Source organism: Glycomyces harbinensis, assembly GCF_900101745.1.
GTDB classification, from domain to species: Bacteria; Actinomycetota; Actinomycetes; order Mycobacteriales; family Micromonosporaceae; genus Glycomyces; species Glycomyces harbinensis.
The window spans coordinates 290189-317188 of sequence record NZ_FNAD01000003.1 but is presented as its reverse complement, the minus strand read 5'-3'; the positions used below and the strand labels follow the sequence as shown (position 1 = coordinate 317188).

The 27000-nt window shown below is 71.5% G+C and carries 18 protein-coding genes; 11 read left to right on the top strand and 7 right to left on the bottom strand.

Going from position 1 to position 27000, the window contains the following annotated elements; translation table 11 throughout:
- Window positions 1–27 precede the first annotated feature (27 nt).
- The 6 genes from BLQ63_RS07570 to hemE all read right to left on the bottom strand — a co-directional run bounded on the left by BLQ63_RS07570 (window position 28) and on the right by hemE (window position 8698).
- On the bottom strand, window positions 28–2757 hold the full coding sequence (locus tag BLQ63_RS07570) for a putative bifunctional diguanylate cyclase/phosphodiesterase (protein ID WP_143014801.1): 2730 nt from the start codon (window positions 2755–2757) through the stop codon (window positions 28–30).
- Between the two features lie 238 nt (window positions 2758–2995).
- Window positions 2996–4840, bottom strand: a complete 1845-nt coding sequence (ilvD, locus tag BLQ63_RS07565) for a dihydroxy-acid dehydratase (protein WP_091031121.1) — start codon at window positions 4838–4840, stop codon at window positions 2996–2998.
- A 201-nt stretch (window positions 4841–5041) separates the two neighbouring features.
- A complete protein-coding gene (locus BLQ63_RS07560) occupies window positions 5042–5500 on the bottom strand; it encodes a S26 family signal peptidase (protein ID WP_091031117.1) in 459 nt (152 codons plus the stop codon).
- Between the two features lie 21 nt (window positions 5501–5521).
- Complete coding sequence (hemQ, locus tag BLQ63_RS07555; RefSeq protein ID WP_218125120.1) at window positions 5522–6235, bottom strand: hydrogen peroxide-dependent heme synthase; 714 nt, start codon at window positions 6233–6235, stop codon at window positions 5522–5524.
- A 13-nt stretch (window positions 6236–6248) separates the two neighbouring features.
- On the bottom strand, window positions 6249–7652 hold the full coding sequence (gene hemG, locus BLQ63_RS07550; protein WP_245680887.1) for a protoporphyrinogen oxidase: 1404 nt from the start codon (window positions 7650–7652) through the stop codon (window positions 6249–6251).
- The gene (gene hemE, locus BLQ63_RS07545; RefSeq protein WP_218125119.1) at window positions 7649–8698 is read right to left on the bottom strand and encodes a uroporphyrinogen decarboxylase; all 1050 of its coding nucleotides are present in this window, start codon (window positions 8696–8698) and stop codon (window positions 7649–7651) included. Before hemE ends, hemG begins: the two co-directional genes overlap by 4 nt.
- A 231-nt stretch (window positions 8699–8929) precedes the next feature.
- On the opposite strand from hemE, the gene BLQ63_RS07540 reads away from it, so the two are divergent.
- The 5 genes from BLQ63_RS07540 to BLQ63_RS07520 all read left to right on the top strand — a co-directional run bounded on the left by BLQ63_RS07540 (window position 8930) and on the right by BLQ63_RS07520 (window position 17616).
- A complete protein-coding gene (locus BLQ63_RS07540) occupies window positions 8930–10147 on the top strand; it encodes a ribonuclease D (RefSeq protein ID WP_245680886.1) in 1218 nt (405 codons plus the stop codon).
- Between the two features lie 177 nt (window positions 10148–10324).
- Window positions 10325–11512 (top strand): thiolase family protein, encoded by a 1188-nt coding sequence (locus BLQ63_RS07535; protein ID WP_218125118.1) that lies wholly within the window; start codon window positions 10325–10327, stop codon window positions 11510–11512.
- A complete protein-coding gene (locus BLQ63_RS07530; protein ID WP_091031105.1) occupies window positions 11512–13596 on the top strand; it encodes a 3-hydroxyacyl-CoA dehydrogenase NAD-binding domain-containing protein in 2085 nt (694 codons plus the stop codon). The genes BLQ63_RS07535 and BLQ63_RS07530 overlap by 1 nt, the downstream gene beginning before the upstream one ends.
- A gap of 243 nt (window positions 13597–13839) precedes the next feature.
- Window positions 13840–14658 carry a hypothetical protein gene (locus BLQ63_RS07525; RefSeq protein ID WP_091031098.1) on the top strand — a complete coding sequence of 273 codons (819 nt, stop codon included), beginning with the start codon at window positions 13840–13842 and terminating at the stop codon, window positions 14656–14658.
- A 252-nt stretch (window positions 14659–14910) separates the two neighbouring features.
- Window positions 14911–17616, top strand: coding sequence for an SCO7613 C-terminal domain-containing membrane protein (locus BLQ63_RS07520; protein ID WP_143014800.1), 2706 nt, complete (start codon window positions 14911–14913; stop codon window positions 17614–17616).
- Window positions 17617–17702: 86 nt separating this feature from the next.
- Here the strand turns inward: BLQ63_RS07520 and dxs are convergent, their stop codons facing one another.
- Window positions 17703–19628, bottom strand: a complete 1926-nt coding sequence (gene dxs, locus BLQ63_RS07515; protein WP_091031090.1) for a 1-deoxy-D-xylulose-5-phosphate synthase — start codon at window positions 19626–19628, stop codon at window positions 17703–17705.
- Window positions 19629–19922: 294 nt separating this feature from the next.
- Between dxs and BLQ63_RS07510 the strand changes: the two genes are divergently transcribed.
- The 6 genes from BLQ63_RS07510 (at window position 19923) to BLQ63_RS07485 (ending at window position 26997) form a co-directional block, all read left to right on the top strand.
- Window positions 19923–20822 carry an amidohydrolase family protein gene (locus tag BLQ63_RS07510; RefSeq protein ID WP_091031087.1) on the top strand — a complete coding sequence of 300 codons (900 nt, stop codon included), beginning with the start codon at window positions 19923–19925 and terminating at the stop codon, window positions 20820–20822.
- 303 nt (window positions 20823–21125) lie between these two features.
- The gene (locus BLQ63_RS07505) at window positions 21126–22181 is read left to right on the top strand and encodes a quaternary amine ABC transporter ATP-binding protein (RefSeq protein WP_177154822.1); all 1056 of its coding nucleotides are present in this window, start codon (window positions 21126–21128) and stop codon (window positions 22179–22181) included.
- Entirely contained in the window at window positions 22178–23077 is a 900-nt protein-coding gene (locus BLQ63_RS07500) for an ABC transporter permease (RefSeq protein ID WP_091031083.1), read from the top strand. The genes BLQ63_RS07505 and BLQ63_RS07500 overlap by 4 nt, the downstream gene beginning before the upstream one ends.
- A gap of 71 nt (window positions 23078–23148) precedes the next feature.
- Entirely contained in the window at window positions 23149–24060 is a 912-nt protein-coding gene (locus BLQ63_RS07495) for a glycine betaine ABC transporter substrate-binding protein (protein ID WP_091031080.1), read from the top strand.
- Between the two features lie 178 nt (window positions 24061–24238).
- Window positions 24239–25564: an alginate lyase family protein gene (locus BLQ63_RS07490; RefSeq protein ID WP_091031077.1), complete on the top strand. Its 1326-nt coding sequence runs from the start codon at window positions 24239–24241 to the stop codon at window positions 25562–25564.
- 248 nt (window positions 25565–25812) lie between these two features.
- On the top strand, window positions 25813–26997 hold the full coding sequence (locus BLQ63_RS07485) for a DUF5685 family protein (protein ID WP_091031073.1): 1185 nt from the start codon (window positions 25813–25815) through the stop codon (window positions 26995–26997).
- The last annotated feature ends 3 nt before the right edge of the window (window positions 26998–27000 follow it).

Sequence of the window (27000 nt, the reverse complement as noted above, 5' to 3'; positions counted from 1 at the left end):
CCAGAATGCACGATTCCGGCCCGTGAGTCAACTTTTCTCAGACTCCGGGACGTCTTCGGGCGTGTCGGCCGGCTCGGCCTCGGCGGCCGGGACGACGATCGGCGCGGACGCGAGCGCCCTCGGCTCCTCGGTGAGCCAGCGCGTCAGGTCGTCCGGGTCCATCGGCTTGGCGAGCAGGTAGCCCTGCACGAGCGGCGCCCGGGCCGCGATCATGGCGTTGAGCTGGGCGTCGGTCTCCACGCCCTCGGCGATGACCTCCATGCCGAGCAGGCGCCCGAGCTCGACGGTGACCGCCGCGAGGGGGCCGACGCCGCCGTCGTCCTTGGCGATGAGGTCGCGGTCGATCTTCAGGATGTCGACCGGGAGCCGGTCGAGCTGCCCGAGCGAGGAGTACCCGGATCCGAAGTCGTCCAAGGCGATCCGCACGCCGGCGCCGCGCAGGGCCCCGAGCTGGGCGATGAGGGTGTTCATCTGGTGGGAGAAGTCGTGCTCGGTGACCTCGAGCACGAGGCGCTTCGCGGGCACGCCCGCGGCGATGAGCGCGGTGTTCACCTCGGTGGCGAACAGGTGGGTGTGGAGCTCCTTGACCGAGACGTTCACCGAGATCCAGGCCTTGATGCTCGCGGAGTGCCACTGCGCGAGCTGCTCGGCGGCCCGGTTCACCGTCCACACCGCGAGGTCCTGGGTGAGGCCGGACTCGGTGGCGGCGGGGATGAACTCGCCGGGGCTCACGTGGCCCAGGCGCGGGTGGTTCCAGCGCAGCAGCGCCTCGGCGCCGACGATGGTGCGGTCGGAGACGCAGAACACCGGCTGGTAGACCAGGCGCAGCTCGTCGCGGTCGATCGCGCCGCGCAGCTCCTGGGTGAGCTCGTTCCTGCGGCGCACCTTGCGGTCGAAGTCGGCGTCGTAGGTCGCGTAGCGGTTCTTCCCGGCCTGCTTGGCGGCCCGCAGGGCCAGGTCGGCGTTGCGCAGCAGTATCTCGGGGTCGTCGAGTCCCTCTGCGGCCGTGGCGATCCCGACCGAGCCGGTGACGAACACGGTCGAGTAGTCGTGGAACTCGTACGGCTCGGCGAGCCGCTCGACGAGGACCTTCGCGGTGCCGACGGCTTCGGACCAGTTGGCGCGCAGCAGTATCGCGAACTCGTCGCCGCCGAGGCGGGCGCCGACGTCGGTGGGCCGCAGGAGCTCCTTGATGCGGCGCGAGACCTCCACGAGCAGTTCGTCGCCGAAGTCGTGGCCGCGCGTGTCGTTGACGTTCTTGAACCCGTCGAGGTCGAGCAGGAGCAGCGCGGTCTGGTGCTCCTCGGCCGCGACGCCGTCCTCCAGGCTCTGGAGGAGCGCACGACGGTTCGCCAGCCCCGTGAGCGGGTCCGTGTAGGCCAAACGCGCGAGTTCGGTCTCCAGGCTGCGGCGCGCGCCGACGTCCTCTATACGGGCCACCAGGCCCCTTACCTGCGGTCGGCCGCGCAGGTCCGAGACGACGGTCTCGGTGTGGCGCCAGCGCCGCGAGGCGTCGCGGATCCGGACGTTCAGGGAGACCTGGCCGGCGTGCCCGAGGCCGTCGAGGAGGCTGCGGAGGTCTTCCTTGGCGCCGCGCCGGTCGTCGATGTGGACCAGCTCGAGGAAGGACGCGCCGAGGAGGTCGCCCGCGTCGGTGGCGGGCCGCCACGCGGAGTCCTCGGGATGCCAGGTGACGGTGAGGTCGGGGTCGAGGACGAGGACCGTGTCGGAGGCGACGCCGACGATGGCGTTGAGCCGGCGCTGGCGGGAGTCGGCCTCGGTGGCGACGCGGCGGACGTCGAGGTAGGTGAGGATGAGCCGCGCGCCGAGGGTCGCGGCGGCGGCGAGGCCCAGGAGGGTCGCGTCGAGCGGGAGGGGGCCCTCGCTGGCGCCGTGGATGAGCACGGCCGAAGTCGCGAAGGCGGCGGCGCCGGCCATGACGGTGTAGTGGACGCCCGGGTAGTTGGGCTTGTCGATCGGGGCGGGCTTCTGGTTGCGCGCCAGGTAGGTCACGCCGAGGAGTGCCACGCAGGTGGCGATCCAGGCGACCGACCACCACAGGACGCGGTCGGCGGGGCGGTCCCACTGCCAGGAGACGAAGGTCGAGAGGCCGGTGAAGTGGACGGCGAACACGGCGATGTAGGCGAAGGCGTGGCGCCGGCGCCAGCGCTGGAGGCGGAAGGAGGTGGTGAACCCGACGCCGAGCATGACGACGCCCATCATCCCGGGGATGACGATGGCGAGGTCGCCGTCGCCGAGGTGGCCGCCGCGGAACTCCTGGAACAGGAATCGCGCGACCAGGAGCCAGAGTCCGAAGAGCGCGCACAGGCCCACGAAGGCGCCGTCGACCAGGCGGCGCTGCACGGCCTGGGGCGCCCATCCGCTGTCGGGCAGGCGCAGGAGCGCGAGGGCCCAGAGGATGACGGACGCGGAGAAGCCGCAGCCCGCGACGGCGGTGGCGGCGGGCTCGGGGAGCCAGCAGGCGGCGGCGAACCCGGCGGCGGTGGTCTGGATGCCCGCGGCCATGAGCTGGTAGGTGACGCGGCGTCCGGACTGGATGCGCCAGGCGGCGTGCCACATGAGCGATCCGGCGCACGCGGCGCCGACGGAGCCGACCGCGGCGGCGGTGGCGGGCGTGATGGTCCGCAGCGAGGTGTCGAGTCCGACCACGACGGCCGCGGCGAGCACTGAGCACCAGACTGCGGTGGCGGCGGTCCATGACAGCAGCTGCCGGACGCGGCGGGGGGTTGGCGTCATCCACTGGCCCAATCCTAGGAAGACTCGTGCTTTACAGAATGCCGCATGAGGTTGTCATTCGGTATCGGGCCCTCCGTATGTGCTCGGCGGCGGGAGGGCGCTCCCCCAGTTCATGCGCGCGAAGGCGGCGGAGGATGCGGCACTGGCCAGGCGATGGAGGCGCTTTCAGCCCGCCGGGAAAACGCGAGCGGCGGGGCCCCGGAGGACCCCGCCGCTCGATTCGGCTCGTTATGACGTGCTAGGGCACCCTGCGGACGGCGCCGTCGCTGGCCGGCGTGGCCATCGCGGCGTACGCCTGGAGGGCGCGCGAGACCACGCGGTCGCGGGCGACCGGGGTGTACGGCTGCTCGCGCTTCTCCTGGGCCACACGGCGCTGGGCCAGGACCGCGTCGTCGACCTTGAGCTCGAGCCTGCGGCCCGGGATGTCGATCTCGATGACGTCGCCGTTCTCGACCAGGGCGATGAGGCCCTCGCCGGCGGCTTCGGGGCTGATGTGCCCGATGGACAGGCCCGAGGTGCCGCCCGAGAAGCGGCCGTCGGTGATGAGCGCGCACTTGCGGCCCAGGCCGCGTCCCTTGAGGAACGAGGTCGGGTAGAGCATCTCCTGCATGCCGGGGCCGCCCTTGGGGCCCTCGTAGCGGATGACGACGACCTCGCCCGCGACGACGGACTTGTCGAGGATGCCGGCGACCGCGTCGTCCTGCGACTCGAAGACGTGCGCGGGACCGGTGAAGGTCCAGTTCTCCTCGGGCACGCCCGCGGTCTTGACGACGCAGCCGTCGACGGCGAGGTTGCCGAACAGGACGGCCAGGCCGCCGTCCTTGGTGTAGGCGTGCTCGACCGAGCGGATGCAGCCGTCCTCGGCGTCGGTGTCCAGGCTCTTCCAGCGGTTCGCGGTCGAGAACGCCTTGGTGGTGCGGACGTTGCCGGGCGCGGCGTGGAACAGCTCGATCGCCTCGGGCGCGGGGTTCTCGGCGCGGATGTCCCACTTGCCGAGCCAATCGGCCACCGAGGGCGAGTGGACGGCGTGGACGGTGTCGTGGAGCAGGCCGCCGCGGTACATCTCGCCGAGGATCGCGGGGATGCCGCCGGCGCGGTGGACGTCCTCCATGTGGTACTTGGGCGAGTTGGGGGCGACCTTCGACAGGCACGGGACGCGGCGCGAGATCGCGTCGATGTCGGCGACGTCGAACTCCATCTCGGCCTCGCGGGCGGCCGCGAGCAGGTGCAGGATCGTGTTGGTGGAGCCGCCCATGGCGACGTCGAGCGACATCGCGTTCTCGAAGGCCTCGCGGGTGGCGATGCTGCGCGGCAGGGCCGAGGCGTCGTCGCGCTCGTAGTAGCGGCGCGCCAGGTCCATGATGGTGCGCCCGGCCTCCTCGAAGAGCGCGCGGCGCGCCTCGTGGGTGGCGAGGGTCGAGCCGTTGCCGGGCAGGGACAGGCCCAGGGCCTCGGTGAGGCAGTTCATCGAGTTGGCGGTGAACATGCCCGAACACGAGCCGCAGGTCGGGCAGGCGTCCTGCTCCATCGTCAGGAGCTGCGCGTCCGAGACGTCGTCGTTCGCGGCGGCGACCATCGGGTCGACGAGGTCGAGCTTCTGGGTGACGATCCCGTCGGAGTCGACGGTCTTGCCGGCCTCCATCGGGCCGCCGGAGACGAAGACGACGGGGATGTTCAGGCGCAGGGCGGCCATGAGCATGCCCGGGGTGATCTTGTCGCAGTTGGAGATGCACACGAGCGCGTCGGCGCAGTGCGCGTTGACCATGTACTCGACGGAGTCGGCGATGATCTCGCGGCTGGGCAGCGAGTAGAGCATGCCCCCGTGGCCCATCGCGATGCCGTCGTCGACGGCGATGGTGTGGAACTCCTTGGAGACGCCGCCGGCCTCCCTGATCGACTCGGCGACGATCTCGCCGAGGTCCTTGAGGTGCACGTGTCCGGGGACGAACTGCGTGTAGGAGTTGGCGATGGCCACGATCGGCTTGCCGAAATCGGAGTCGGTCATGCCGGTGGCGCGCCACAGCGCGCGGGCGCCGGCCATCTGGCGGCCATGGGTGGAAGTGCGTGATCGAAGCGCTGGCATGGATCAAGTCTGCCACGTCCCGAATGGCGAGATGATCCGCCCGCACCTTAGGATTCCCTAAGTCGAGTCGAACATGAAACGGCCGATGTCGCGATATTCCCGAAACGTCGACCCTGAGGGACCCGGCCTCGGCGACGCTTGCGAGCCGTGAATCCGTGGGGCGCAACCGTACCCGCGGGGTGTGGCACGGCCGGAACGCGACTAGAACTTGCGAATCATGGTGCCGAGCACCAGCCGGGCCGGGACCGGGCCGTGGCGGCGCGAGTCCGCTCCCGCGGGGTTGTCGCCGAGCAGGAAGTAGTGGCCGGGCGGGACCGTCCCGGTCGAACCGGGCATCGGATCGCCGGGGCCGGCGGCGATCCGCTTGACCCACCACGGGGCCTTCGCCCGCCGAGCCGATGTGCGGCTCGCGGGCTTCGCCGAGGGGGCTTCGGCCCAGCCGAGCTCGGGGTCCGGGGCGGCCACGACGACGATGTCGCCGACGGCGACGCGGCGCGTCCGCTTCGCGAGCACCTCGTCGCCGTCGCGCAGGGCCGGCTCCATCGAGGCGCCCTCGACCTTGACGAGCACCCAGCGCCGCCGCAGCTGGCGCACGGACTCGACCATGAGCGCCGCGGCGAGGATCAGCACGACCGGCGTGAGCCAGTCAGAAGAGGTCATCGATGCCGCCTCCGTCGTCCACTACGGCAGGTCGTTGATGATGTCGGTGATCGAGCGGCGCTTGCCGGTGTAGAACGGGATCTCCTCGCGCACATAGAGCCTCGCGCGGGAGGCGCGCAGTTCGCGCATGAGGTCCACGATCCGGTGCAGTTCGTCGGCCTCGAAGGCGAGGATCCACTCGTAGTCGCCGAGCGAGAACGCCGGAACGGTGTTGGCCCGCACGTCCGGGAAGTCGCGGGCCATCTGCCCGTGCTCGCGCAGCAGGTCGCGGCGCTCCTCGTCGGGCAGCAGGTACCAGTCGTACGAGCGCACGAACGGGTACACGGACACGTAGCCCTTCGGGTCCTCGGTGAGGAAGGCCGGGAGGTGGCTGCGGTTGAACTCGGCCGGGCGGTGCAGCGCCATGTTCGACCAGACCGGCGCGAGGTGGCGACCGAGCGCGGAGCGGCGGAAGTCCGAATAGGCCTTCTGGAGCCGGTCGGAGGAGTCGGCGTGCCACCACACCATCAGGTCGGCGTCGGCGCGCATCCCGGTGAGGTCGTAGGTGCCGCGGACCGTCACGCCCTGGTCGCCGCAGTGCTTCGCGAAGAACGCCTCCATGTCGCTGGCGAGGTCCTGGCGAATCGCCGGCATGGCCTCCTCGACGCGGAACACCGACCACAGGGTGTAGCGGATGGTGTCGTTCAGCTCCTTGATGCGCTGCGCGTTCGGGTTATTCGATTGCGGTTCAGTCACGTTGCGGCCCTTCTTATTTCGAGTCGGCGATGATCTGTTCGGCGATGTCCTCGGCGGCGGCCTGCCCCGAGGCGACGCAGGCGGCGATGCCGACCCCGTCGACCGCCGCGCCCGCGATGGCGATGCGGCGGTGCGAGGCGAGGGCCTCGCGGGCGGCGGCCACCCGGGTGAGATGGCCGGGCGCGTACTGCGGCAGCGCCCCGCCCCAGCGGTCGACGCGCTGCTCGACCGGCTCGGGCAGGCGCTGCCCGAGGTGCTCGCCGAGTTCGCGCAGGGCGGTCTTGGCGAGGGTCGCGTCGTCGTACTGGAGGAGCGCCTCCTCCCCGAGGCGGCCCATGGAGACGCGCACGATCTGGCGGCGGCGTCCCAGGCGGGGCCATTTCTGGGAGGCGAAGGTGGCGGCCTTGACGGTCTTGCCCTCGGAGGCGGGCGTGAGGAACCCGGAGCGCTGGGGCAGCTCGACCTTGTCGAACGCGAAGGCGGCCAAGGCGACCGAGGCGTAGGCGACGCCCGAGAGCGCGGCGGCGGCCTGGGGTTCGACGGACCTGAGCAGATCGGCCGCGGGCGAGGCGGGCACCGCGATCACCAGGGCGTCGGCCGTGATCTTGATCGGGTCGGGCACGGGCCCGGCGATGACCTCCCAGCCCTCGGGGGTCTGGCGCAGTTCGCGGACGGTCATGCCCAGGCGGATCTCGGCGCGGGAGGCGGCCGAGGTCGCGGTCACCAGACGGTCGAGGCCGCCGTCGATGGTCGCGAAGACGGGCTTGCCCGTGGACGGCCGCTTGATCTCGGCCACCGCTTCGGTCAGGCGCGCATGGCGTTCGAGTGCGGCCGCGAGCTGCGGCATGACCGCGCGCACCGAGAGCCGGTCGACGTCGCCGGCGTAGACCCCGGCGAGCATCGGGGCGACGAGCCGGTCGAGGACCTCGTCGCCGAGGCGTTCGCGCACCAGGGCGCCGACGGACATGTCGGCGCCGGGCTCGAGGATCGCCATGCCGTTGTCGGGGCGCTCCTTGGCGTTCGCGATCGCCGCCACGTCGGCGGGGTCCCCGGGGATGCCCATCATGTGCCCGGCCGGGAAGTCGACGAGTTCGCCGCCGAGGCTCAGGGCGGGCTTGAGCGCCGCCGGGTGGACGATGGCGTCGCCCAGGCCCACGTCGCGGGCGAGGCCGATGGCCTCGGGCCGCGCGGCCAGGAGCGATTCGGCGCCCGTCTCGACGGGGCGCCCGGCGAATTCGACGGTGCGGATCTTCCCGCCCAGGCGCATCGACTGCTCGGCGATGATGATCTCGGCGTCGGGGCCGAGGCGCTCGCGCAGGCGGTGCGCGGCGGCGACGCCGGTGATGCCGCCGCCCACGACCAGGACCCGGGTGCGGCCGGGAGTGCCCGTGACGCGGGCGGGGGTCATCGGGCTCATCGGCGGGCGGCCTCGCCGCCGGTCCGCTCGTGACCGGTCCGCTCGTGAACGCGGTCGACGACGAGCTTGAGCTTCTCGGGGTCGGAGTCCGGCAGGACCCCGTGGCCGAGGTTGAAGATGTGGCCCTTGGCGCTCTGCGCGGCGTCGAGCACGGCGTCGGTCTCGGCCAGGAGCGCCGCGTCGTCGGCGAGGATCAGGGCCGGGTCGAGGTTGCCCTGGAGGACCTTGTCGGGCAGGCGCTTCGCGGCCTGGTCGAGCGGGATGCGGAAGTCGACGCCGGAGACTTCCGCGCCGGTCTCGGTCATCGCCTCGAGCAGGTGCCCGGTGCCGACGCCGAAGTGGATGCGCGGCACCGACTGCGCGACGCCCGCGAGCGCGGCGGTCGAGTGCGGCAGGGCGAAGCGGCGGTAGTCGGCCTCGGAGAGCGCTCCGGCCCAGGAGTCGAACAGCTGCACGGCCTGGGCGCCGGCCTCGACCTGGACGCGCAGGAACTCGCCGCAGATGGCGGCGAGGCGCGAGGCGATGCCGTGCCAGACCTCGGGGGCGGAGTGCATGAGCGCCTTGGTCTTCGCGTGGTCGCGGGAGGGCCCGCCCTCGATGAGGTAGGAGGCGAGGGTGAACGGGGCGCCGGCGAAGCCGATGAGGGGCGTGTCGCCGAGGTCCTTGACGAGCAGGCCGATCGCCTCGGTGATGTAGGTGACGTCGCACGGGTCGAGGTTGCGCAGGCGCTTGACGTCGTCCTCGGTGCGGAACGGTTCGGCGACGACGGGGCCGGTGCCGGGGACGATCTCGATGTCGACGCCGATCGCGGCGATCGGCACGACGATGTCGGAGAAGAAGATCGCGGCGTCGACGCCGTAGCGGCGCACCGGCTGCATCGTGATCTCGGCGACGAGCTCGGGGGTGCGGCAGGCCTCCAGCATCGAGGTGCCCGCGCGGGCCTCCTTGTACTCGGGGAGGGAGCGCCCGGCCTGGCGCATGAACCAGACGGGGGTGCGGCTGGGCTCCTCGCCGCGGCAGGCCGCGAGGAACGGTGACTGGCTCAAGGAAGCTGCTGCATTGGACACAACGCCATCTTTCCACGCCGCCGGGGGCCCCGCCCGCAGCGGCGAGTGCGATGTGGCCCGCACTCGGGCGGTCGCTGTGGCAGGCCGCTCGCGGACGCGGCGTCCATCATGGAGGATAAATCGGGTGATCCAGCCACTATCGGGTGGAAATCGGTCTCCTGTGCGGCGGGGCAGTAGCGCGCGTAGGTTACCTGGCCGTACGGTGAACAGGTGACCGATCCCCAGCCCGAACCCGAAGCCGAACTCCTCACCGAGCCGCGCGAAGGCATGCCCCCGCTCATTCAGACCTCCGCGGATCTGGCCGAGGCGGCCGAACGCCTGGAGGCCGGGTCCGGGCCCATCGCCATCGACACCGAGCGCGCGTCGGGCTTCCGCTACTCGGGCCGGGCCTATCTGATCCAGCTGCGCCGGGCCGGCTCGGGATCGTTCCTGGTCGACCCCATCCCGATCGACGACCTCGCCCCGCTGCGGCGGGCGCTCACCGGACCCGAGTGGATCCTGCACGCCGCGAGCCAGGACCTGCCGTGCCTGGAGGAGCTGGAGCTGCGCCCCGCGAAGCTGTTCGACACCGAGCTGGCGGCGCGGCTGTGCGACTTCGAGAAGGTCGGGCTCGCCTCGATCACCGAGCAGCTGCTCGGGTACCGGCTGGAGAAGCAGCACTCGGCGGCCGACTGGTCCTCGCGCCCGCTCCCCCACGACTGGCTCGTCTACGCCGCCCTCGACGTCGAACTCCTCACCGAACTGCGCGGCAAGCTCGCGGCCGAACTGGCCAAGCAGGGCAAGTCGGCGTGGGCCGAGGCCGAGTTCGAGCACGTGCGCACCGCCGGTCCGCCCAAGCCGCGCAAGGAGCCGTGGCGGCGCACCAGCGGGATACACAAGGTGCGCGGGGCCAAGGCCCTCGCCCGCGTGCGCGCGGTGTGGGAGGCCCGGGACGAGCTGGCGCGCAAGCTCGACCGCGCGCCCGGGAAGGTCCTGCCGGACGCGGCGATCGTGGAGGCGGCGACCGCCGACCCGACCGACTTCGCCGAGCTGATGAGCCTGGCGGGCTTCCGCAGGCGCGGCGGGCGTTCGAACGCGCGTCTGTGGCTGGCGGCGCTGGCCGAGGCGCGGACGCTGCCGGGCGATGAGCTGCCGTCGACGACGCCGCCGCAGGACGGCCCGCCGGCGACGCACCGCTGGGCCGACCGGGACCCGGTCGCGGCCGAGCGGTTGTCGGCGGCCCGCGAGGTGGTCTCGGAGACCGCGGGCAAGCACCGGCTGCCGGCGGAGAACCTCATCAGCCCGGCGCTGGTGCGGGGGCTGGCGTGGGAGCCGCCGAAGAAGGTCACCGAGCAGCACGTGCGCACGGTCCTGGCCGAGGGCGGCGCGCGCGAGTGGCAGATAGGCCTCCTGGCCGAAGGCCTCGCCGAAGCGCTCAAGGACTCCTAGAACGCGAAAGGGCGACGGCGCGAAGCCGTTGTCCGAGTCGGTCGCCTCCGGGGGGCCGTCACCTGCGCGGATGCACCGTTTCAGGCCGCCCTGACATTAGGCTGGGTGCGCCGTGACATCGAACTTACTAGCGGGTAACATTCGTTGTGACGTTGCATACCCAAAGGAGGGGCTGGCGTGAACGACACCATCCGCGATGTCGTCTTCGTCGACGGGGTACGGACCCCGTTCGGCAAGGCGGGCAAACTCTTCGAGGACACCAGAGCGGACGACTTGATCATCCGCGCCATCAGGTCGCTGCTGCGCCGCAACCCGGGGCTGCCGCCTGAGCGGATCGACGAGGTGGCCCTCGCGGCCACCACGCAGATCGGCGACCAGGGCCTCACACTCGGACGCACGGCCGCACTGCTGGCCGGACTCCCCCGCTCCGTCCCGGGCTATTCCATCGACCGCATGTGCGCGGGCGCCATGACCGCGGTGACCAGCGTGTCCTCCGCGATCGCGTCCCGCCAGTACGACATCGCCATCGCCGGCGGCGTGGAGTCGATGTCCAACCACCCGATGGGCGAGGGCGTCGACCCCAACCCGCGCATCATCGCCGAGCGCCTGGTCGACCCCGACGCCCTTCAGATGGGCGTCACGGCGGAGAACCTGCACGACCTGTACCCGTCGATCACCAAGGAGCGCGCCGACGCCTACGCGGTGCGCACCCAGCAGCGCTACGCCGCCGCCGCCGAGCAGCTGTCCGCGGACGTCACGACGATGGCCGCCCGCTCCGACGAGGGCTGGACCGTCGCCACCCGCGACGAGCTGCCGCGGCCGAGCACCAGCATGGAGGGGCTCGCGAACCTGCGCACGCCGTTCCGGCCGCACGGGCGCGTCACCGCCGGCACCTCCTCGCCGAACACCGACGGCGCCACCGCGTGCCTGCTGGCCGACGCCGAGACCGCCGCCGAACTCGGCCTGCCGGTCGCCATGACGATGGTCGGCTTCGCGTTCGCGGGCGTCGACCCCGAGACCATGGGCGTCGGGCCGATCCCGTCCACGGAGAAGGCCCTCGCGCGCGCCGGCCTGACCATCGACGACATCGGCCTGTTCGAGATCAACGAGGCCTTCGCCGTCCAGGTGCTCGCGTTCCTCGACCACTTCAAGATCGCCGACGACGACCCGCGGGTGAACCCGTGGGGCGGCGCGATCGCCATGGGCCACCCGCTCGCGGCCTCGGGCGTGCGCCTCATGACCCAGCTCGCCCGCGAGTTCGCCGAGCACCCCGAGGTCCGCTACGGCATCACCACCATGTGCGTCGGCCTCGGCCAGGGCGGCACGGTCATCTGGGAGAACCCGAACTTCAAGGGGGCCAAGTAATGTACGCGACGCCGCTCGACCTTCCCGATTTCGAGGAAGAGGTCGTCACCGAGGCCCACGTCCGCTACATGGAGCCGCGCGGGCTCGGCGGCAGGGCCGCGCTCATCACGCTCGACAACGGCTACGACCACACCAAGCCCAGCTCCTTCGGGCCTGGCGGGCTCAAGGCCCTGTGGCGCGCGCTCGACGAGGTCGAGGCCGCCGAGGACGTCAAGCTCGTGGCCGTCACCGGGAAGCCGTTCATCTTCCTGGCCGGCGCCGACATCAAGCTCATGCCGAGCCTGGAGTCCCGCGAGCAGGGCCTGGCCCTGGCGCAGGCCGGGCACGCGCTCTACAAGCGGCTCAGGTCCTCCGCGGTGCCGACGTTCGCGTTCGTCAACGGCACCGCTCTGGGCGGCGGCTTCGAGCTCGCGCTCCACTGCCACTACCGCACCGTGTCCTCGACCGCGATGGGCCTGGGCCTGCCCGAGGTCTCGATCGGGCTCATCCCCGGCTGGGGCGGCTCGCAGATCCTCCCCAACCTCATCGGGATCGAGAAGGCCGCGCAGGTCGTCGTCGGGAACCCGCTGAACCAGAACAAGATGCTGCGCGGGACCGACCTGGTGCCGCTGGGCATCGCCGACGCGCAGTTCGACGCCGCGGACTTCATCGAGGAGTCCCTGGAGTGGGCCGTCAAGGTCGCCACCGGCGAGCTGACGGTGGAGCGCCCCGAGGTCGACCGCGAGGCGTGGCCGCAGGTCATCGCCGGCGTCCGCCACCTCGTGAACGAGAAGGTCCACAACGCCTCGGCCGCGGCCGTGCGGGCCGTGGACCTGCTGGAGCTCGCGCAGACCGCCTCGTTCGAGGAGGGCTCGCTGGCCGAAGACGAGGCCCTCGCCGACCTCGAGGCCGGACCGCAGTTCCAGGCGAGCATCTACGCGTTCAACCTGGTGCGCGCGCTGGGCAAGCGCCCCGAGGGCGCGCCGAGCCCGGGCCTGGCCAAGGACGTCGGCAAGGTCGGCGTGGTCGGGGCCGGCCTCATGGCCGGGCAGATCGCGCTCATGTTCGCCCGGCGCCTGGAGGTGCCGGTGGTCATGACCGACCTCGACGCCGAGCGGGCCGAGCGGGGCCTCGCCTACGTGCGCTCCGAGATCGACAAGCTCGCGTCCAAGGGCCGCGTCTCCAAGCTCAAGGCCGCGAAGCTGCGGGCGCTCGTCTCGGCCAGCGCCGACAAGTCGGTGTACGCCGACTGCGACCTGGTGATCGAGGCGGTCTTCGAGGAGCTGAAGGTCAAGCAGGCCGTGTTCGCGGAGGTCGAGTCGATCATCTCCCCGGAGTGCCTGCTGGTCACGAACACCTCGGGGCTGTCGATCACGGCGATGGGCTCGCAGCTGAAGCACCCCGAGCGCCTGGTGGGGATGCACTTCTTCAACCCGGTGGCCGTGATGCCGCTGGTGGAGGTCATCGCGACCGAGAAGACCGACGACGAGACGCTGGCGACGGCGTACGCGGTGGCGAAGAAGCTGAAGAAGACCGCGGTGGGTTCGGCCGACCGTCCGGCGTTCATCGTCAACCGGCTCCTGGGGCGGATGCTCGCCGAGGTCACGGGCGTGGTGGACGCGGGCACCCCGATCGAGACCGCCGATGTGGCGCTCGACGAGCTGGGGCTGCCGATGCGGCCGTTCGCGCTGCTGGAGCTCGTGGGCCTGCAGGTGTCGTGGCACCTGTGCCAGCACCTGAACGAGGACCTGGGTCCGCGCTTCCCGGCGTCGGAGAACCTGCGGCGCCTCGCCGAGGCCGACTTCCCGGTGTTCGACGCGTCGGCCAAGGGCAGGGGGAAGCTGACGGACGAGGCGAAGGCCCTGGTCGAGCTGGGGAACCAGCCGGCGTCGGCCGAGGAGGTCAAGCAGCGGGTGCTGCGGGGCCTGGCCGAGGAGGTGCGGTTGATGCTGGACGAGGGCGTGGTGCCCTCGCCGAAGCAGGTCGACCTGGCGATGATCATGGGCGCGGGGTTCCCGTTCTGGCTGGGCGGGCTGACGCCGTACCTGGACCGGGCGGGGATTTCGACCGAGGTGTCCGGTAAGCCCTTCGGGGCCCACGGTTAGGTAACCGCGGTCACGTTATCTTTGCGCGGAGCCCGGTCTCGTCCGAACGGATGAGGCCGGGCTCGTCCCGTGTCCGGAGGGGGTCGGGCGGCAGCGAGGATGTGCCCGTACACACTGCTCGATAGGGTCGGTACCGGTCAAATGCCGTGGCACTAGCTTACCGGCTAGGAACCTCGCGGTCACTTTGGAAAATGAGGGCTCGAGCGGGTTTGACCTGCGAATTCCAGTCCCTACGGTTGCCCGGTGCAGATCAGCAGGATCATCGAAGGCGTGACCGGCACGGTCCGGAGCGCCGCCGCCGCGGTCACCCAGCGGCTGACCAACACCCTCGAAGGCTTCAAGGAGCACCACCGCGTGCGCCGCCTGGCGGTCATCGCCGTCGCGGCCGCGGTGTTCACCGGCTCGGGCGCCACCGCCGCCTGGGCCATCAGCAACACCGAGGCCCCGGCTCCGGCCGAGGCCGCGGCGGAGACCGCCGACGAGACCACCGAAGAGCCGGTCCCCCAGACCACCGCCCCGGCCGCCCCCGAGACGACCGAAGCCCCGGCGCCCGTGGAGACCACCGAGGCCCCCGCCCCGGCACCCGAGCCCGCGGCCGAGCCCGAGGGCCCGGTCGACATCGACGTCAGCGACCTCGACGACGAGCAGGAGGCCAACGCCGTCACGATCATCGAGGCCGGCAAGGAGATGGGCTTCGACGAGCAGGGCTGGGCCGTCGCGCTCGCCACGGCGATGCAGGAGGCGAAGATGTACAACGCCGCCTCCGAGGCCGTCCCGGAGAGCTTCGAGTACACCGACTCCGACGTCACCTACTCCGACCACGACTCCGTCGGCATCTTCCAGCAGCGCACCTCGATGGGCTGGGGCTCGGTCGAGGAGCTCATGGACGTCTCGACCTCCGCGAGCAAGTTCTACGGCACCCTCGAGGACATCGACGGCTGGCAGGACATGTCGATCGCCTCGGCGGCCCAGGCCGTGCAGGTGTCGGCGTTCCCCGACGCGTACGCCCAGTGGGAGGGTCTCGCCGAGGACGTCATCGACGCCTACGAGGCCGAAGCCTAGAAGACTTTTCCTCCTCCCGACGGAACGGGCCCCGCATCCCCCGATGCGGGGCCCGTTCCCGTCTCCGCTTCGGCGGAGAAAAGCCCGGTCATGGGATGACCGGGCTTGTCCGGTGTGCACTGCGCCGTTTGGAGGAAACCTGAAGAATTCCGGTCCGTATGCTCGGACGCGTATGCGGAACGTTGTGGACCGCGTACAAAACGCGTCCGTTTTGCCCGAACCGCTATTTGACAGGCCCACCACACTGTGCACATGACAACGTACAACTGCCCACGCTGCGGAAGCCCCTCCACGGCCGAGCGATGCGGTGCGTGCGGCCGCGGGCCGGAGCCGCTCCTCGCGCGGCTCAGCGAGCTCGACGTGATCCTCGCGGCCATGCCCGCCACACTCCAGAGCCGGACCGCCGTCGAAGCCGAGCGGCGCGGCGTGATCGACGGACTCCGCGAGGCGGCCGCCCGCCACCTCGCCGAGGCCGAACGCCGGGCCCACACCTCGCCCTCCCCGGCACCCTCTCCGGCACCCTCTCCGGCGCCCGCCGCGGCGACGCCGCCGGCGGGCCCGCCGGTGCCGCCCAACACGACGCCCGCAGGCCCGCCGTCCCCGCCCGCGCCCGGCACGTCGCCCCAGGCCGCACCCGCGCCCCTGCCCTCGCCGCAGGGCACGCCCCCGCACCCGGCCGCCGCGCAGCCGCCGCACACGCCTCCGGCCGGGGTCCCGCCGGTCGGGTACCCCGCGCCCGCCCGGGACCGCGGCGAGGTCGGCAACAAGACCGTCCAGACCGTCCTCCTGAGCCTCGGCGGCCTGCTCGTGGCCGCCGCGATCATCATCTTCACCGCCGTGGCCTGGCGCAACCTCGGCAACGGCGGCCGCGCCGCGATCCTCGGCGGCGTCACCGTCCTGCTTCTGGCCATCCCGTTCGCGTGCAAGCGCTTCAAGCTCTGGGCCACGGCCGAGACGTTCGGGGCCCTCGGCGCGCTCGCCCTGTGGTGCACGACCCTGGCCGGGTACTACCTGTACCGGCCGCCGGGCGCGGACTTCGGACCGGAGACCATCGGGGCGTGGACCGCCGCGGTGCTCGCCGTGCTCACGGTCTACCGCGCCGCCGCGAAGCTCAGCGCCACGAGCTGGGCGCTCCTGCCGCTCGCGCTCGTCGGGGCCTCGTACGCCGCCGCGAGCGACCTGGGCCTGGCCGTCGTCCTCATGCTCACCGTCGCCCTCGCCCTGGGCGCCGCCGCCTGGATCACCGGGAACCGCCCCGGCCAGTTCGCCGGCTCCGACAAATGGGCGTCGCGCCTGCTCACCTGCGCCGCCGTCGTCGCCGCCTTCTCGGCGGGCCTGCGCGCCGCCTTCGGACTCGACGACCCCGTGATGCCGCCCGTGGCCGCCGCGGTCGCCGTGCTCGCGGCCGCGAACCTCGTCGGCGTGTACTTCGCCCGGCACCTGGGCGTCTCCCTGAACACCATGCTCGTCGCCGCCTCGGCCGCCGGGTCGCTCGTGGTGGCCGCGCTGGTCCTCGCGGTCCGCTCGTACTCGGACGCGTTCGCCGTCTCCTCGCTCACGCTCCTGGCGGCCGCAATCGTCTCGCTGTCCCTCATGCGCTCCAAGCACCACCGCTGGTCGCTCATCACCGCACTGGCGGCCGGGCTCACGGCGCTGGCCGCGTTCGCCATGGCGACCTTCGACGCACCCGACCTCAGCGCCCACTTCGGCGCGTTCCTCGCCGCGCGCCTGGTCGCGCCGCTGGTGCGCGAGCCGATGCGGGCCGCGCTCGCCACCGCGTCCTACCTGATCGCGGCCGGGACCGCCGCCGCGGCCGCGTTCATCACCCTCAACGGCCTGTGGACCCTCCAGGGCTCCGACCCCGGCGAACTGTTCACGTGGGAGGTCCCGGTCGTGCTGGCGGCCCTGGCCGCCGCCTCGATCCTGGTGCCGCTCGGACACCGCCTCGACCTCGCCGCGCTCGCCGTGACGTTCGCGGTCGTCTCGGGTGCGGTCCTGCTGTGGCACGAGGACCCGGCGCGCTACGACGCGGTCCCCACGATCGGGTTCCTCCTGTGCGCCCTCATCGGGCTCGCGGCGGCCTTCGCCTCCCGGACGCTCACCGGGCGCTGCGCGGGCTGGGTCGCGGTCGTCGTGTGGGCGCCCGCCGCCGGGCTCACCGCCTCCGCCAGCGAGACGCTCGACCCGGGGCCCGGCTGGATCCCGTTCTGGCTCACGGTCACCGCCGCGGTCATGCTCGTCGTCGCGGTCGGCGCCCCCAGGCGCAGCCGCCCCGACCGGGTGCTCGCCGCGGTCCTCGCCCACGTGCTCGCGGGCATCTCGATCACCGCCGGCGGACTCTTCGACTGGATCGAGTCGCTGCTGTCCAGTTCGGACGCGCGGATGTTCCTGCCCGCCCAGTTCGGGATCTACACGCTCGCGCTCACCGGAGCCGCCATCATGGCGCCGGTCCGCAAGTGGGGCTACACGATCGCGGCCCTGTGCACCGGCACGCTCGGGTGGTGGGCGCTCCTGGCCGCGCAGAGCGTCACGACCCTGGAGTGGTTCACGGCCCCGCCCGGGGCCGTGCTGTTCGTGATCGGTCTGTGGCGGCTGGAGCGCCGCCCGCAGACCGGGTCGTGGGCGGCCCTGGCGCTGCCCGTGGTCTTCGTGCTCGCGCCGAGCCTGCTCGCGGTCATCGGGGGCAACGACGAGGTCGCCCGCCGGGTCGGCCTCGGCGCGGCCGCCATCGCGGTCATCCTCGCCGGGCTGTACCGGCGCTGGCAGGCCCCGCTCGTGCTCGGCTCGATCGCGCTGGCGGTCGTCACGATCAACGAGCTGGCCCTGCTGTGGCACCTGATCCCGGTGTGGATCCCGCCCGCGATCGGCGGCGCGATCCTCATCCTCGCGGGTGCGACCTTCGAGAAGCGCCGGCGCGATCTCGCGCGGATCCGCGACGGATTGAAGTCCATGCGGTAGGCGTGCAACCCGTCCGCTGACTGCGGGCGTCTATACGACAGCACCGGGCGCGGCGGGTCCTACAGGGCCCGCCGCGCCGCTGTCCGTCAGTGGTGGTGCGCCTCGGCTTCGCCGCGGCGGTGCACCTCGGCGGCGAGGCGGTCGGCGATCGCGTCCGCCGTGAGGCCGAGATCGGCCAGGAGCTGGGCGCGGGTCCCGTGCGGGTGCCAGCCCCGCTCGACCCCGAAGTCCACCAGCGGCACGTCCTCGCCCGCGTCGCGCAGCGACTGCGCGAGCGCGTCGCCGAAGCCGCCGGTCCGGATGCCGTCCTCGAGAGTGGCCACCAGCGGGTACTGGCCCGCGAGCTTCACCAGCGGGTCGGGCACCGGCGAGATCCAGCGCGGGTCGACCACGGTCGCCCGGATGCCCCGCTCGGCCAGCAGGGCCGACACCTCGACGGCGACGGCCGCGAACGAGCCGCACGCGACGATGAGCAGCTCGTCGTCCTCGTGCTTGACGAGCACGTCGAGTCCTTCGTGGACGTCGACCGCGGCGAGGTCGTGCTCGGGGATCGCACCGGTCGGGAAGCGCAGCATCGTGGGGCCGTCGTCGATCGCGAGCGCCTCGGCGAACTCCTCGCGCAGGCTCGCGGCGTCGCGCGGCGCGGCGATCCGCAGGCCGGGGACGACCCGGAAGATCGAGGTGTCCCAGATCCCGTAGTGGCTGGGCCCGTCGGGGCCGGTGATGCCGGCCCGGTCGAGCACGAACGTGACCGGCAGGCGGTGCATGGCGACGTCGAGCACGGTCTGGTCGAAGGCCCGGTTCATGAAGGTGGAGTAGACGGCCACGACCGGGTGCAGGCCGTTCATGGCGAGCCCGGCGGCGGAGGTGACGGCGTGCTGCTCGGCGATGCCGACGTCGAACACGCGCTCGGGGTGGCGCGCCATGAGCTTGTCGACCCCGGTGGGGCCGGGCATCGCGGCGGTGATCGCGACCAGTTCGGGCCGCAGGGACGCCTGGGCGACCAGCTCGTCGGCGAACACGCCGGTCCAGCGGCGCTTGGAGGCGGCGACGGGCTCGCCGGTGATCGGGTCGAACGCGGCCGAGGGGGCGTGCATCTGCTCGGCCTCGTCGGCGCGGGCGGGCGCCCAGCCGTGGCCCTTCTCGGTGAGGGCGTGGACGATCACGGGCCCGCCGAAGCCCTTGGCGCGGTCGAGCGCCTCGGTGAGCTCGGCGATGTCGTGGCCGTCGACGGGGCCGACGTACTTGATGCCGAGGTCGGAGAACATGCCCTGGGGGGCGAGGGCGTCCTTGAGGCCGGTCTTGGCGGCGTGCAGGCCCGCGTAGGCGGCGCGGCCGAAGACGGGGATGCGCTCGACGAGCTCCTGGATCTTCTTGAGCGTCGGCTCGTAGCCGGGGTTGAGGCGCAGGCCGGAGAGGCGCTTGGCGAGGCCGCCGACGGTGGGCGCGTAGGAGCGGCCGTTGTCGTTGACGACGATGACGAGTTTGAGGTCGTCGCGGGCCGCGATGTTGTTGAGGGCCTCCCAGCACATGCCGCCGGTGAGGGCGCCGTCGCCGACGACGGCGACGACGTGGCGGTCCGAGCCGGTCAGGGCGTGGGCCTTGGCGAGGCCGTCGGCGTAGGACAGGGAGGTGGAGGCGTGGGAGTTCTCGACCAGGTCGTGGGGGGACTCGGCCTGGCTCGGGTAGCCGGTGAGGCCCCCGCGACCGCGCAGTCCGGCGAACTGACCGGCGCGGCCGGTGAGTGCTTTGTGGACGTACGACTGGTGTCCGGTGTCGAACACGATCTGGTCGTGCGGCGAGTCGAAGACCCGGTGGATCGCCATGGTGAGCTCGACGACCCCGAGGTTGGGGCCGATGTGCCCGCCGGTGCGGGCGACGGCGCCGACGAGGAATTCGCGGATCTCCTCGGCCAAGCCGGGGAGCTCGGCGTCGTCGAGCGATTTGAAATCGGCCAGTCTGCCGATGCCGGACAGCAGCGGGCCCATCTCGGGTTCGTCGTGCGGGTTCATAAGGGGGAAGTCTAACTGTGACGCAAGCCTGACGGTACCTCCGCGAGCGGGGATGGGAGGTGTCTCATGGGGGCGTCCGGGCCGTGATCAGGGAGTCATCGGCGGTCGGGCCGTCACGGTTCGCGCGGGTGGTGCGAACGGGAGCACCCGATCGCATCGGTTCTGGTCGGAAGCACGGTAAGTTCATCCGAAGGAGGGACAGCAGGCGTGAGTGTCGGAAAGCAGTCAGTCCCCGAAAGGGACACGCCGTGCGATTGCCCGGCCGGTTCGTGATCGAAATGTGATCATCCCAACATGGACCTCATCGACCTGCACCAGAACACGGAATGGCCCGCGCGCCTTGATCAGGTGTTGAGCTCCTCACCGGTCGACTGGGCCGACCGGCGCCAGAGCGTGCAGACCGTGGCGCCCCCGGGGCTGGCCCGGCTCCAGCGGATGTCGGCGGTGCCGCGCTTCGACCTCGACGCGGTGGACCCGGAGGTCTACGAGGGCATCCTGGAGGACGCCCTGGCCGCCGCCGCGCGCGGCGGCGCGGTCTACACCGAGCTGCGCCTGCCGCAGGAGTCGGTGGTGTACCCGCAGTTCATGGAGCGCTTCGAGGCGGCGCGCTCGAGCGTGGCCGAGGAGTTCCCGGGCTTCGACGCGGGCGCGATCCTGAGCATGAACCTGTGGGACCCGATGCTGCGGGAGCTGTGCGACGCGTTCGGGGACGCGGCGGCGGCGGGCCTGGCGGGCATCGAGATCATCTACGTTCCGTATGCGGCCGAAGCGGACTGGACGCGGGGCCGGGTGGTGGCCGAGGCGGCCGGCGCGGCGGGCCTGGGCGTGACGGTGCCGGCGGGGGCGTTCAACGCCTCGAACCTCGGGTCGCTGGCGGAGATCGAGCAGATCGGGCGGATCGGGCACGCCGTGGGGGCGGCGAGCGATCCGGGGATCATGCGGCTGCTGGCCGCGCGGGGCGTGACGGTGGAGGTCTGCCTGACCTCGGCGGTGGTGCTGGGCATGGTGCCCGCGATCGAGGCGCACCCGCTGCCGCGGTTCCTGGAGGCGGGCATCGCGGTGGTGCTGGGGACGGACTCGCCGATGCGGATGGGGACGACGATCGCGGGCGAGTACGAGCGGGCGCGCTCCCTGGGACTGAGCGACGCGGACCTGGCGGCCATGACCGCGACGGCGAAGGCGTCGCGCCTGTAGGAGTCGAACGGATCGAACGGTCACGGATCGGCCACGAATCGGTCAACGCCGTGCGTCAGTTCTTCGGAATGTCTGTTTGTAGACAATCGAACGGCAGGCAATTCGACACGATACGATAAGCCCTTTACCTGCTAAGACACCACTTCCGTACCTCCCGTGTCGACCTTCTCACCCAGTGATCGGGTTGAAAAAGTACAACTGTTGACTATTGTTTCAACGGTTGCCGCCCCCAACGGAAGCCCTGCACAGCGACTGCACCCGCCCCCGGCCCGCACGTCGACTGGAGGGGCGTGAAAGGACTCTATGTCTGCGATAGCAGTGGAATCCCTGTACAAGGTCTTCGGCAAGGGAGCCCGAGGCGCCGTGAGCCAGCTCAAGGCCGGCGTGCCCCGTGACCAGTTGAACGCCAAGGGCGTCACCGCCGCGGTCATCGACCACAACTGGTCGATCGAGCCCGGCGAGATCTTCGTGGTCATGGGACTGTCCGGCTCCGGCAAGTCGACCCTCATCAGGATGCTCAACGGCCTCATCAAACCCACGTCGGGACGGATCGAGATCGACGGGGTCGAACTCGGCTCCCTCTCGCCGCGCGAGCTGCGGCGCCTGCGCCGCGAGAAGATCAGCATGGTCTTCCAGCACTTCGCGCTGCTGCCCCACCGCACCGTGGTCGAGAACGTCGCGTTCGGCCTGGAGATCAAGGGCCTGAACAAGACCGAGCGGCTGGAGCGCGCCAGGGAGGCCGTCGAACTCGTGGGCCTGTCGGGCCACGAGGACAAGCTCCCCGCCCAGCTCTCGGGCGGCATGAAGCAGCGCGTCGGCCTCGCCCGGGCCCTCGCCGCCGACACCGAGATCCTGCTCATGGACGAGGCCTTCAGCGCGTTGGACCCGCTCATCCGCCAGGAGATGCAGGACCAGCTGCTCGAGCTCCAGTCCAAACTGGCCAAGACCATCGTCTTCATCACCCACGACCTCAACGAGGCCATGCGCATCGGCGACCGGATCGCCATCTGCGACGGCGAGGTCAAGCAGCTCGGCACCGCGGAGGACCTCCTCCTGCGCCCGGCCGACGAGTACGTCGCCGAGTTCACCGCCGACGTCGACCGCAGTCGCGTGCTCACCGCCGAGGCGGTCATGGAGCCGTGCGGCACCGGCGACACCAGCGAGTTCACCACGGTGGAGTCCGACGTGCACGTCAACGAGCTGTACGAGCCGATCCTCAGCTCCAAGGCGCCGCTGCTGGTCGTGGACGACAACGCCGACCCGCTCGGCGTGGTCACCACCAGGTCCATCATCAAGTCGCTGTCGCCCGAGCCCGACACGGGCGCCGGCGAGGCCGAACAGGAGCGTCAGCCCGCATGATCGACTACCTCCGCGACTGGCTCTGGACGTACGTCTGGAAGCCGCTGCCCGACATGCCGTTCGGCGACTGGATGGAGACGTTCATCCGCTGGGCCCGCGACGCGTGGGCCGCCGGCTTCGACGCCGTCGACACCGGCCTCGAATTCCTCTACGCCAACCTCGCCGACGGGCTCCTGTGGCTGCCCTCGGGCATCATGGTGCTGCTGTTCGCCGCGGCCGCGTGGGCCGCGAGGGGCTGGAAGCTCGGCGTCGGCATCGGGATCGGCATGTTCGTCGTCGCCTGGACCCCGTACTGGGAGCAGACGATGCAGACGCTCTCGATGGTCCTCGTCTCCGCCGCGATCGCGATCCTGCTGGCGATCCCGCTCGGGATCGCCGCCGCCGAGAGCCGGGCGGTCTCGGCCGTGGCGCGGCCGGTGCTGGACTTCATGCAGACGCTCCCGGCCTTCGTCTACCTCATCCCCGTGGTGATGCTCTTCAGCGTCGGCGTCGTGCCCGGCATCATCGCCACCATCATCTTCGCGATGCCCCCGGGCGTGCGCCTCACCGAACTGGGCCTGCGCCAGGTCGACCGCGAGGTCGTCGAGGCCGGACAGGCCTTCGGGGCCTCGCCCGCGCGCATCCTCGCCCGCATCAAGCTGCCGCTGGCCCTGCCGACGATCATGGCCGGGCTCAACCAGGTCATCATGCTGGCACTGTCCATGGTGGTCATCGCCGGACTGGTCGGCGGCGGCGGCCTCGGCTCGGTCATCTCCGGGTCCCTGGGGCGCCTGGACATCGCCGCCGGGTTCAACGCCGGACTCGCGGTGGTCCTCCTCGCGATCCTGCTCGACCGCGTCACGCAGGGCCTGTCCGACCGCACGCCGGTCGCCAGGGCCGCGAAGCTCGCCCGCTAGTCCCCCGCACGTCCGAACACCCCGGACCGGATCGATTGGCGCGCCTCCCAGTGCGCCGGAAAGAAGGAACGATGCAACGACGTTCGATCATGAAGGGCGCCATCACCACCGGCGCGGTCACCTCGCTGGCCCTCGCGGGATGCTCCGTCGAGGAGGAGCCCGGTGAGACCGGCGCGGAAGGCGTCGACTTCGGCCTGCCCGAAGGCGAGGGCGAGATCGTCATCGGCTACATCAACTGGGACGAGGCCGTCGTCGCCACCGAGATGTGGCGCCAGGCCCTGGAGGCCTCCGGCTACACCGTGACCACCCAGGAGTTCACCGAGGTCGGGCCGCTGTTCGAGGGCCTGTCCTCGGGCGACCTCGACGTGTTCCTCGACGGCTGGCTGCCGATCACGCACCAGTCCTACATGGACACGTACGGGGACCAGCTCGAGCAGCTCGGCACCTGGAACGAGGGCGCCGTGCTCACCGTCGCCGTTCCGGCCTATGTGGACGTCAACTCGCTGACGGAGCTCAACGCCAACGCCGACCTCTTCGGCGGCCGCATCGTGGGCATCGAGGCCAGCGCGGGCCTGACCGAGGCCGTGCAGAACAGCGCCATCCCCACCTACGGGATCACCGACCTGGAGCTGGAGACCTCGTCGACCACGGCGATGCTGACGGAGCTCGACAGCGCCATCGCGGCCGAGGAGCCGATCGTGGTGACCCTGTGGCAGCCGCACTGGGCGTACGCGAAGTACGAGCTGAAGAACCTCGAGGACCCCGAGCTGACCCTGGGCGAGGCCGAGACGATCAACACCTTGGCGCGCTTGGGCTTCAGCGAGGAGTTCGCCGATGTGGCGGGTGCGCTGGCGACGTTCGCGATGAGCGACGAGCAGCTCGCGGACCTGGAGAACACGGTCTTCGCCGAGCACGAGGGCGACGTCCAGGCCGGCGTGTCCGCCTGGCTCGAGGCGAACGACTTCAAGTCCCTCATCGCTTAGGGGCCGCGGTGCGGGGCCGGGTCCGCCGGTCCCGCACCGGGCGCGACGACGTTCGATAGTATTGATATTTGTTGATCTATAAGTTAATATTTCAATCGGCGCCGGTCCCTCGGACCGTTCGCCGCAGCAAGCGGTGGCATTCCCCGGCATCGCGCACCGCATGGCGCATAGGAGCACCATGTCAGGTAACAAGTCCACACGCCCCGCCGCACCGGCGGGGATCGGCACCGCCTCGAGCGGACCGAACCTCAAGCGGCGGCGCCTGTTCCAGGGCGCGGTCGCCGCGGGCGGCCTCGCCGCCGCGGGCATCGGCGGCCTCCGAGCGGCCGGCGCCCAAGAGGAGGCCACCGAGGACGTCGGCGCACTGGCCGTCCATCCCGGGATGCTCCACACCCAGGCCGACTTCGACCGCATGGCCGCCAAGGTCAACGCGGGCCTGGACCCGTGGCTCTCGGGCTGGAACCGGCTCATCGCCAACGGCCGCGCCCAGAGCACCTGGGCCGCGCGGCCCACGGCGGTCATCATCCGCGGCGGCACCGGCCAGAACTACCCGCAGCTGTACAACGACATCCACGCCGCGTACCAGAACGCCCTGCGCTGGAGGGTCAGCGGCTCGACCGCGCACCGCGACAAGGCCGTCCAGATCCTCAACGGCTGGTCCTCCACACTGGAGAGCGTCCAGGGCAACGCCGACCGGTTCCTGGCCGCCGGGATCTACGGGTACCAGTTCTGCGCGGCCGCCGACATCGTCCGCGGTGTCCCGGGGTTCAACCTGGGTGCGTTCCAGGACATGATGACGAGCATCTTCCTGCCGATGAACAACTCGTTCCTCACCAACCACAACGACGCGTGCATCACGAACTACTGGGCCAACTGGGACCTGTGCAACATGGCGAGCAAGCTCGCCATCGGCATCATCTGCGACGACTCGTCGATCACGAACGAGGCGATCGACTACTTCTGGAACGGCGAGGGCAACGGCTCCATCGAGAACGCGATCCCGTTCGTCCACGGCAACGGGTTCGCGCAGTGGCAGGAGTCGGGCCGCGACCAGGGGCACTCGATCATGGGCATCGGGCTCATGGCGACGTTCATGGAGATGGCCTGGAACCAGGGCGTCGACCTGTACGGGGCCAACGGAAACGCGTTCGCGAAGGCCGCGGAGTACGTGGCGCGCTACAACCTCGGCAACAACGACCTGCCGTTCACCAAGTACAGCTGGGGCACCGGCCAGAACTGCGCCTACCAGGAGCACACCGTGATGGGCGCGGGCGGACGCGGGCAGGCCCGGCCGGTGTGGGAGATGGTCTTCCACCACTACACCGCCCGCAAGGGCTTCGCGCTGCCGAACGTGGCGAACATGTGCGGCGCGAACAGCCCCGAGGGCGGCGGCGGGGACTACGGCACGGCTTCGGGCGGGTTCGACACGCTCGGCTTCGGGACCCTCGCACACGTGCGCCTGACCTGGGACGAGATGCCCGGCAATCTGAAGCCGCTGGGCTGACGGACGGGCCGGACCGATCCGGTTCCGGTCCGAACACACCACCGGATTCATGCAGATGTGCTAATATTTTCGGACGCTCCGCGGGCCGCCCGCCCGTGAGCACCCTGAACCCTTCAGGCCTCCCGCACGCGACCGCCGACCCGCGCTCGGCGGTCGCGTTGCGTCTGCTCACTAGAATCACGCGGGACATCGACGCCCCCGACAGGCGCCCCGCTCCCCGGCGCGCCGCCGACGAGGTAGGAGACCAGTTGTTCGGCATCCTCGCGCCCTGCCCCTCCCGCACCCCCGATGCACTCAAGCCCCGCTGGATGGGGCATTTCTGCGGTTTGTGCCTCGAACTGCGCGACGACGCCGGGCATTTCGCCCGCTTGACCACGAACTATGACGCCCTGGCCCTTTCGGTCCTGGTCGAGGCCCAACTGGGCGACGAGGCCGACGGCCGCAACGCCGGGCCGTGCGCGCTGCGCGGGATGCGGCGCCAGCAGATCGCCACCGGCGGCGGGCCGCGCCTGGCCGCGACCGCCTCGCTCCTGCTCGCATCGGCGAAGATCCGCGACCACGTCGAGGACGGCGACGGCATCGCCGCCCGCCCCGGCGCGCGGGGCCTGGCCGGGATGACCGCGAACCGGCTGCGCGCCAAGGCCTCCGCGATCGGCGGCACGATCGGACTGGACGTCGACCCGCTCGTCGCCGTCATCGAGCGGCAGCGGGAGATCGAGGCCTCCTGCGGCCCCGGCACCCCGTTGACGGAGGTCACCGCGCCGACCGAGGCGGTCACCGCCGCGCTGTTCGCGCACGCGGCCGGGCTCGGCGGCAGGCCCGAGAACGCCGAGGCGCTGCGCGCCGCCGGGACCGCGTTCGGGCGCATGGCGCACCTGCTCGACGCCGCCGAGGACTTCGACGAGGACGCGCGGCGCGGGGCGTGGAACCCGCTGGCCGCCACCGGCGTCGGCGTCGAGGGCGCGCGTCCCGCGGTGCGCGGCGCGCTCGCGGACCTCAAGGCCGCCTTGGCGTCCGCTTCGCTGCTGGACCAGGCGATGACGGACCTCCTACTGGACCGCTATGCGCGCCATGCGGTGTCGAAGACCTTCGGCACGACCTGCGCGACGTACCACCGGCCCGACGAGCGCCGCGACCGCAGGCGCGACCGACGCGACCGGCGGCGCGACTACCGCGACGACGAGCGCTACCGCGGGCGCCAGCGCGGCTTCTGGGCGGGCCTGTGCAGCTTCGCGGCGCTGGCGTGCACGTGCCAGCTGTGCTGCTCGGAGCACTACGAGGGCCCGTGGTCGGGGCGGCCTCGCGAGGGCTGCTGCCGGGAGTGCTGCGATTGCTGCAACTGCTGCGACTGCTGCCAGTGCTGTCAGTGCGGCGGGGACTCGGACGGCGACGGCTGCTGCGGCGGTTGCGACTGCCCCTGCAGCTGCGACTGAGGC

Bases quoted from the DNA above. Each gene is read 5' to 3' on its own strand.
- BLQ63_RS07495 (WP_091031080.1), top strand. From the start codon at position 23,149: ATGCAACGACGTTCGATCATGAAGGGCGCCATCACCACCGGCGCGGTC.
- dxs (WP_091031090.1), bottom strand. From the start codon at position 19,628: ATGAACCCGCACGACGAACCCGAGATGGGCCCGCTGCTGTCCGGCATC.
- BLQ63_RS07490 (WP_091031077.1), top strand. From the start codon at position 24,239: ATGTCAGGTAACAAGTCCACACGCCCCGCCGCACCGGCGGGGATCGGC.
- BLQ63_RS07530 (WP_091031105.1), top strand. From the start codon at position 11,512: ATGTACGCGACGCCGCTCGACCTTCCCGATTTCGAGGAAGAGGTCGTC.
- BLQ63_RS07500 (WP_091031083.1), top strand. From the start codon at position 22,178: ATGATCGACTACCTCCGCGACTGGCTCTGGACGTACGTCTGGAAGCCG.
- BLQ63_RS07520 (WP_143014800.1), top strand. From the start codon at position 14,911: ATGACAACGTACAACTGCCCACGCTGCGGAAGCCCCTCCACGGCCGAG.
- hemG (WP_245680887.1), bottom strand. From the start codon at position 7,652: ATGAGCCCGATGACCCCCGCCCGCGTCACGGGCACTCCCGGCCGCACC.
- BLQ63_RS07560 (WP_091031117.1), bottom strand. From the start codon at position 5,500: ATGACCTCTTCTGACTGGCTCACGCCGGTCGTGCTGATCCTCGCCGCG.
- ilvD (WP_091031121.1), bottom strand. From the start codon at position 4,840: ATGCCAGCGCTTCGATCACGCACTTCCACCCATGGCCGCCAGATGGCC.
- BLQ63_RS07505 (WP_177154822.1), top strand. From the start codon at position 21,126: ATGTCTGCGATAGCAGTGGAATCCCTGTACAAGGTCTTCGGCAAGGGA.
- BLQ63_RS07570 (WP_143014801.1), bottom strand. From the start codon at position 2,757: ATGACGCCAACCCCCCGCCGCGTCCGGCAGCTGCTGTCATGGACCGCC.
- BLQ63_RS07510 (WP_091031087.1), top strand. From the start codon at position 19,923: ATGGACCTCATCGACCTGCACCAGAACACGGAATGGCCCGCGCGCCTT.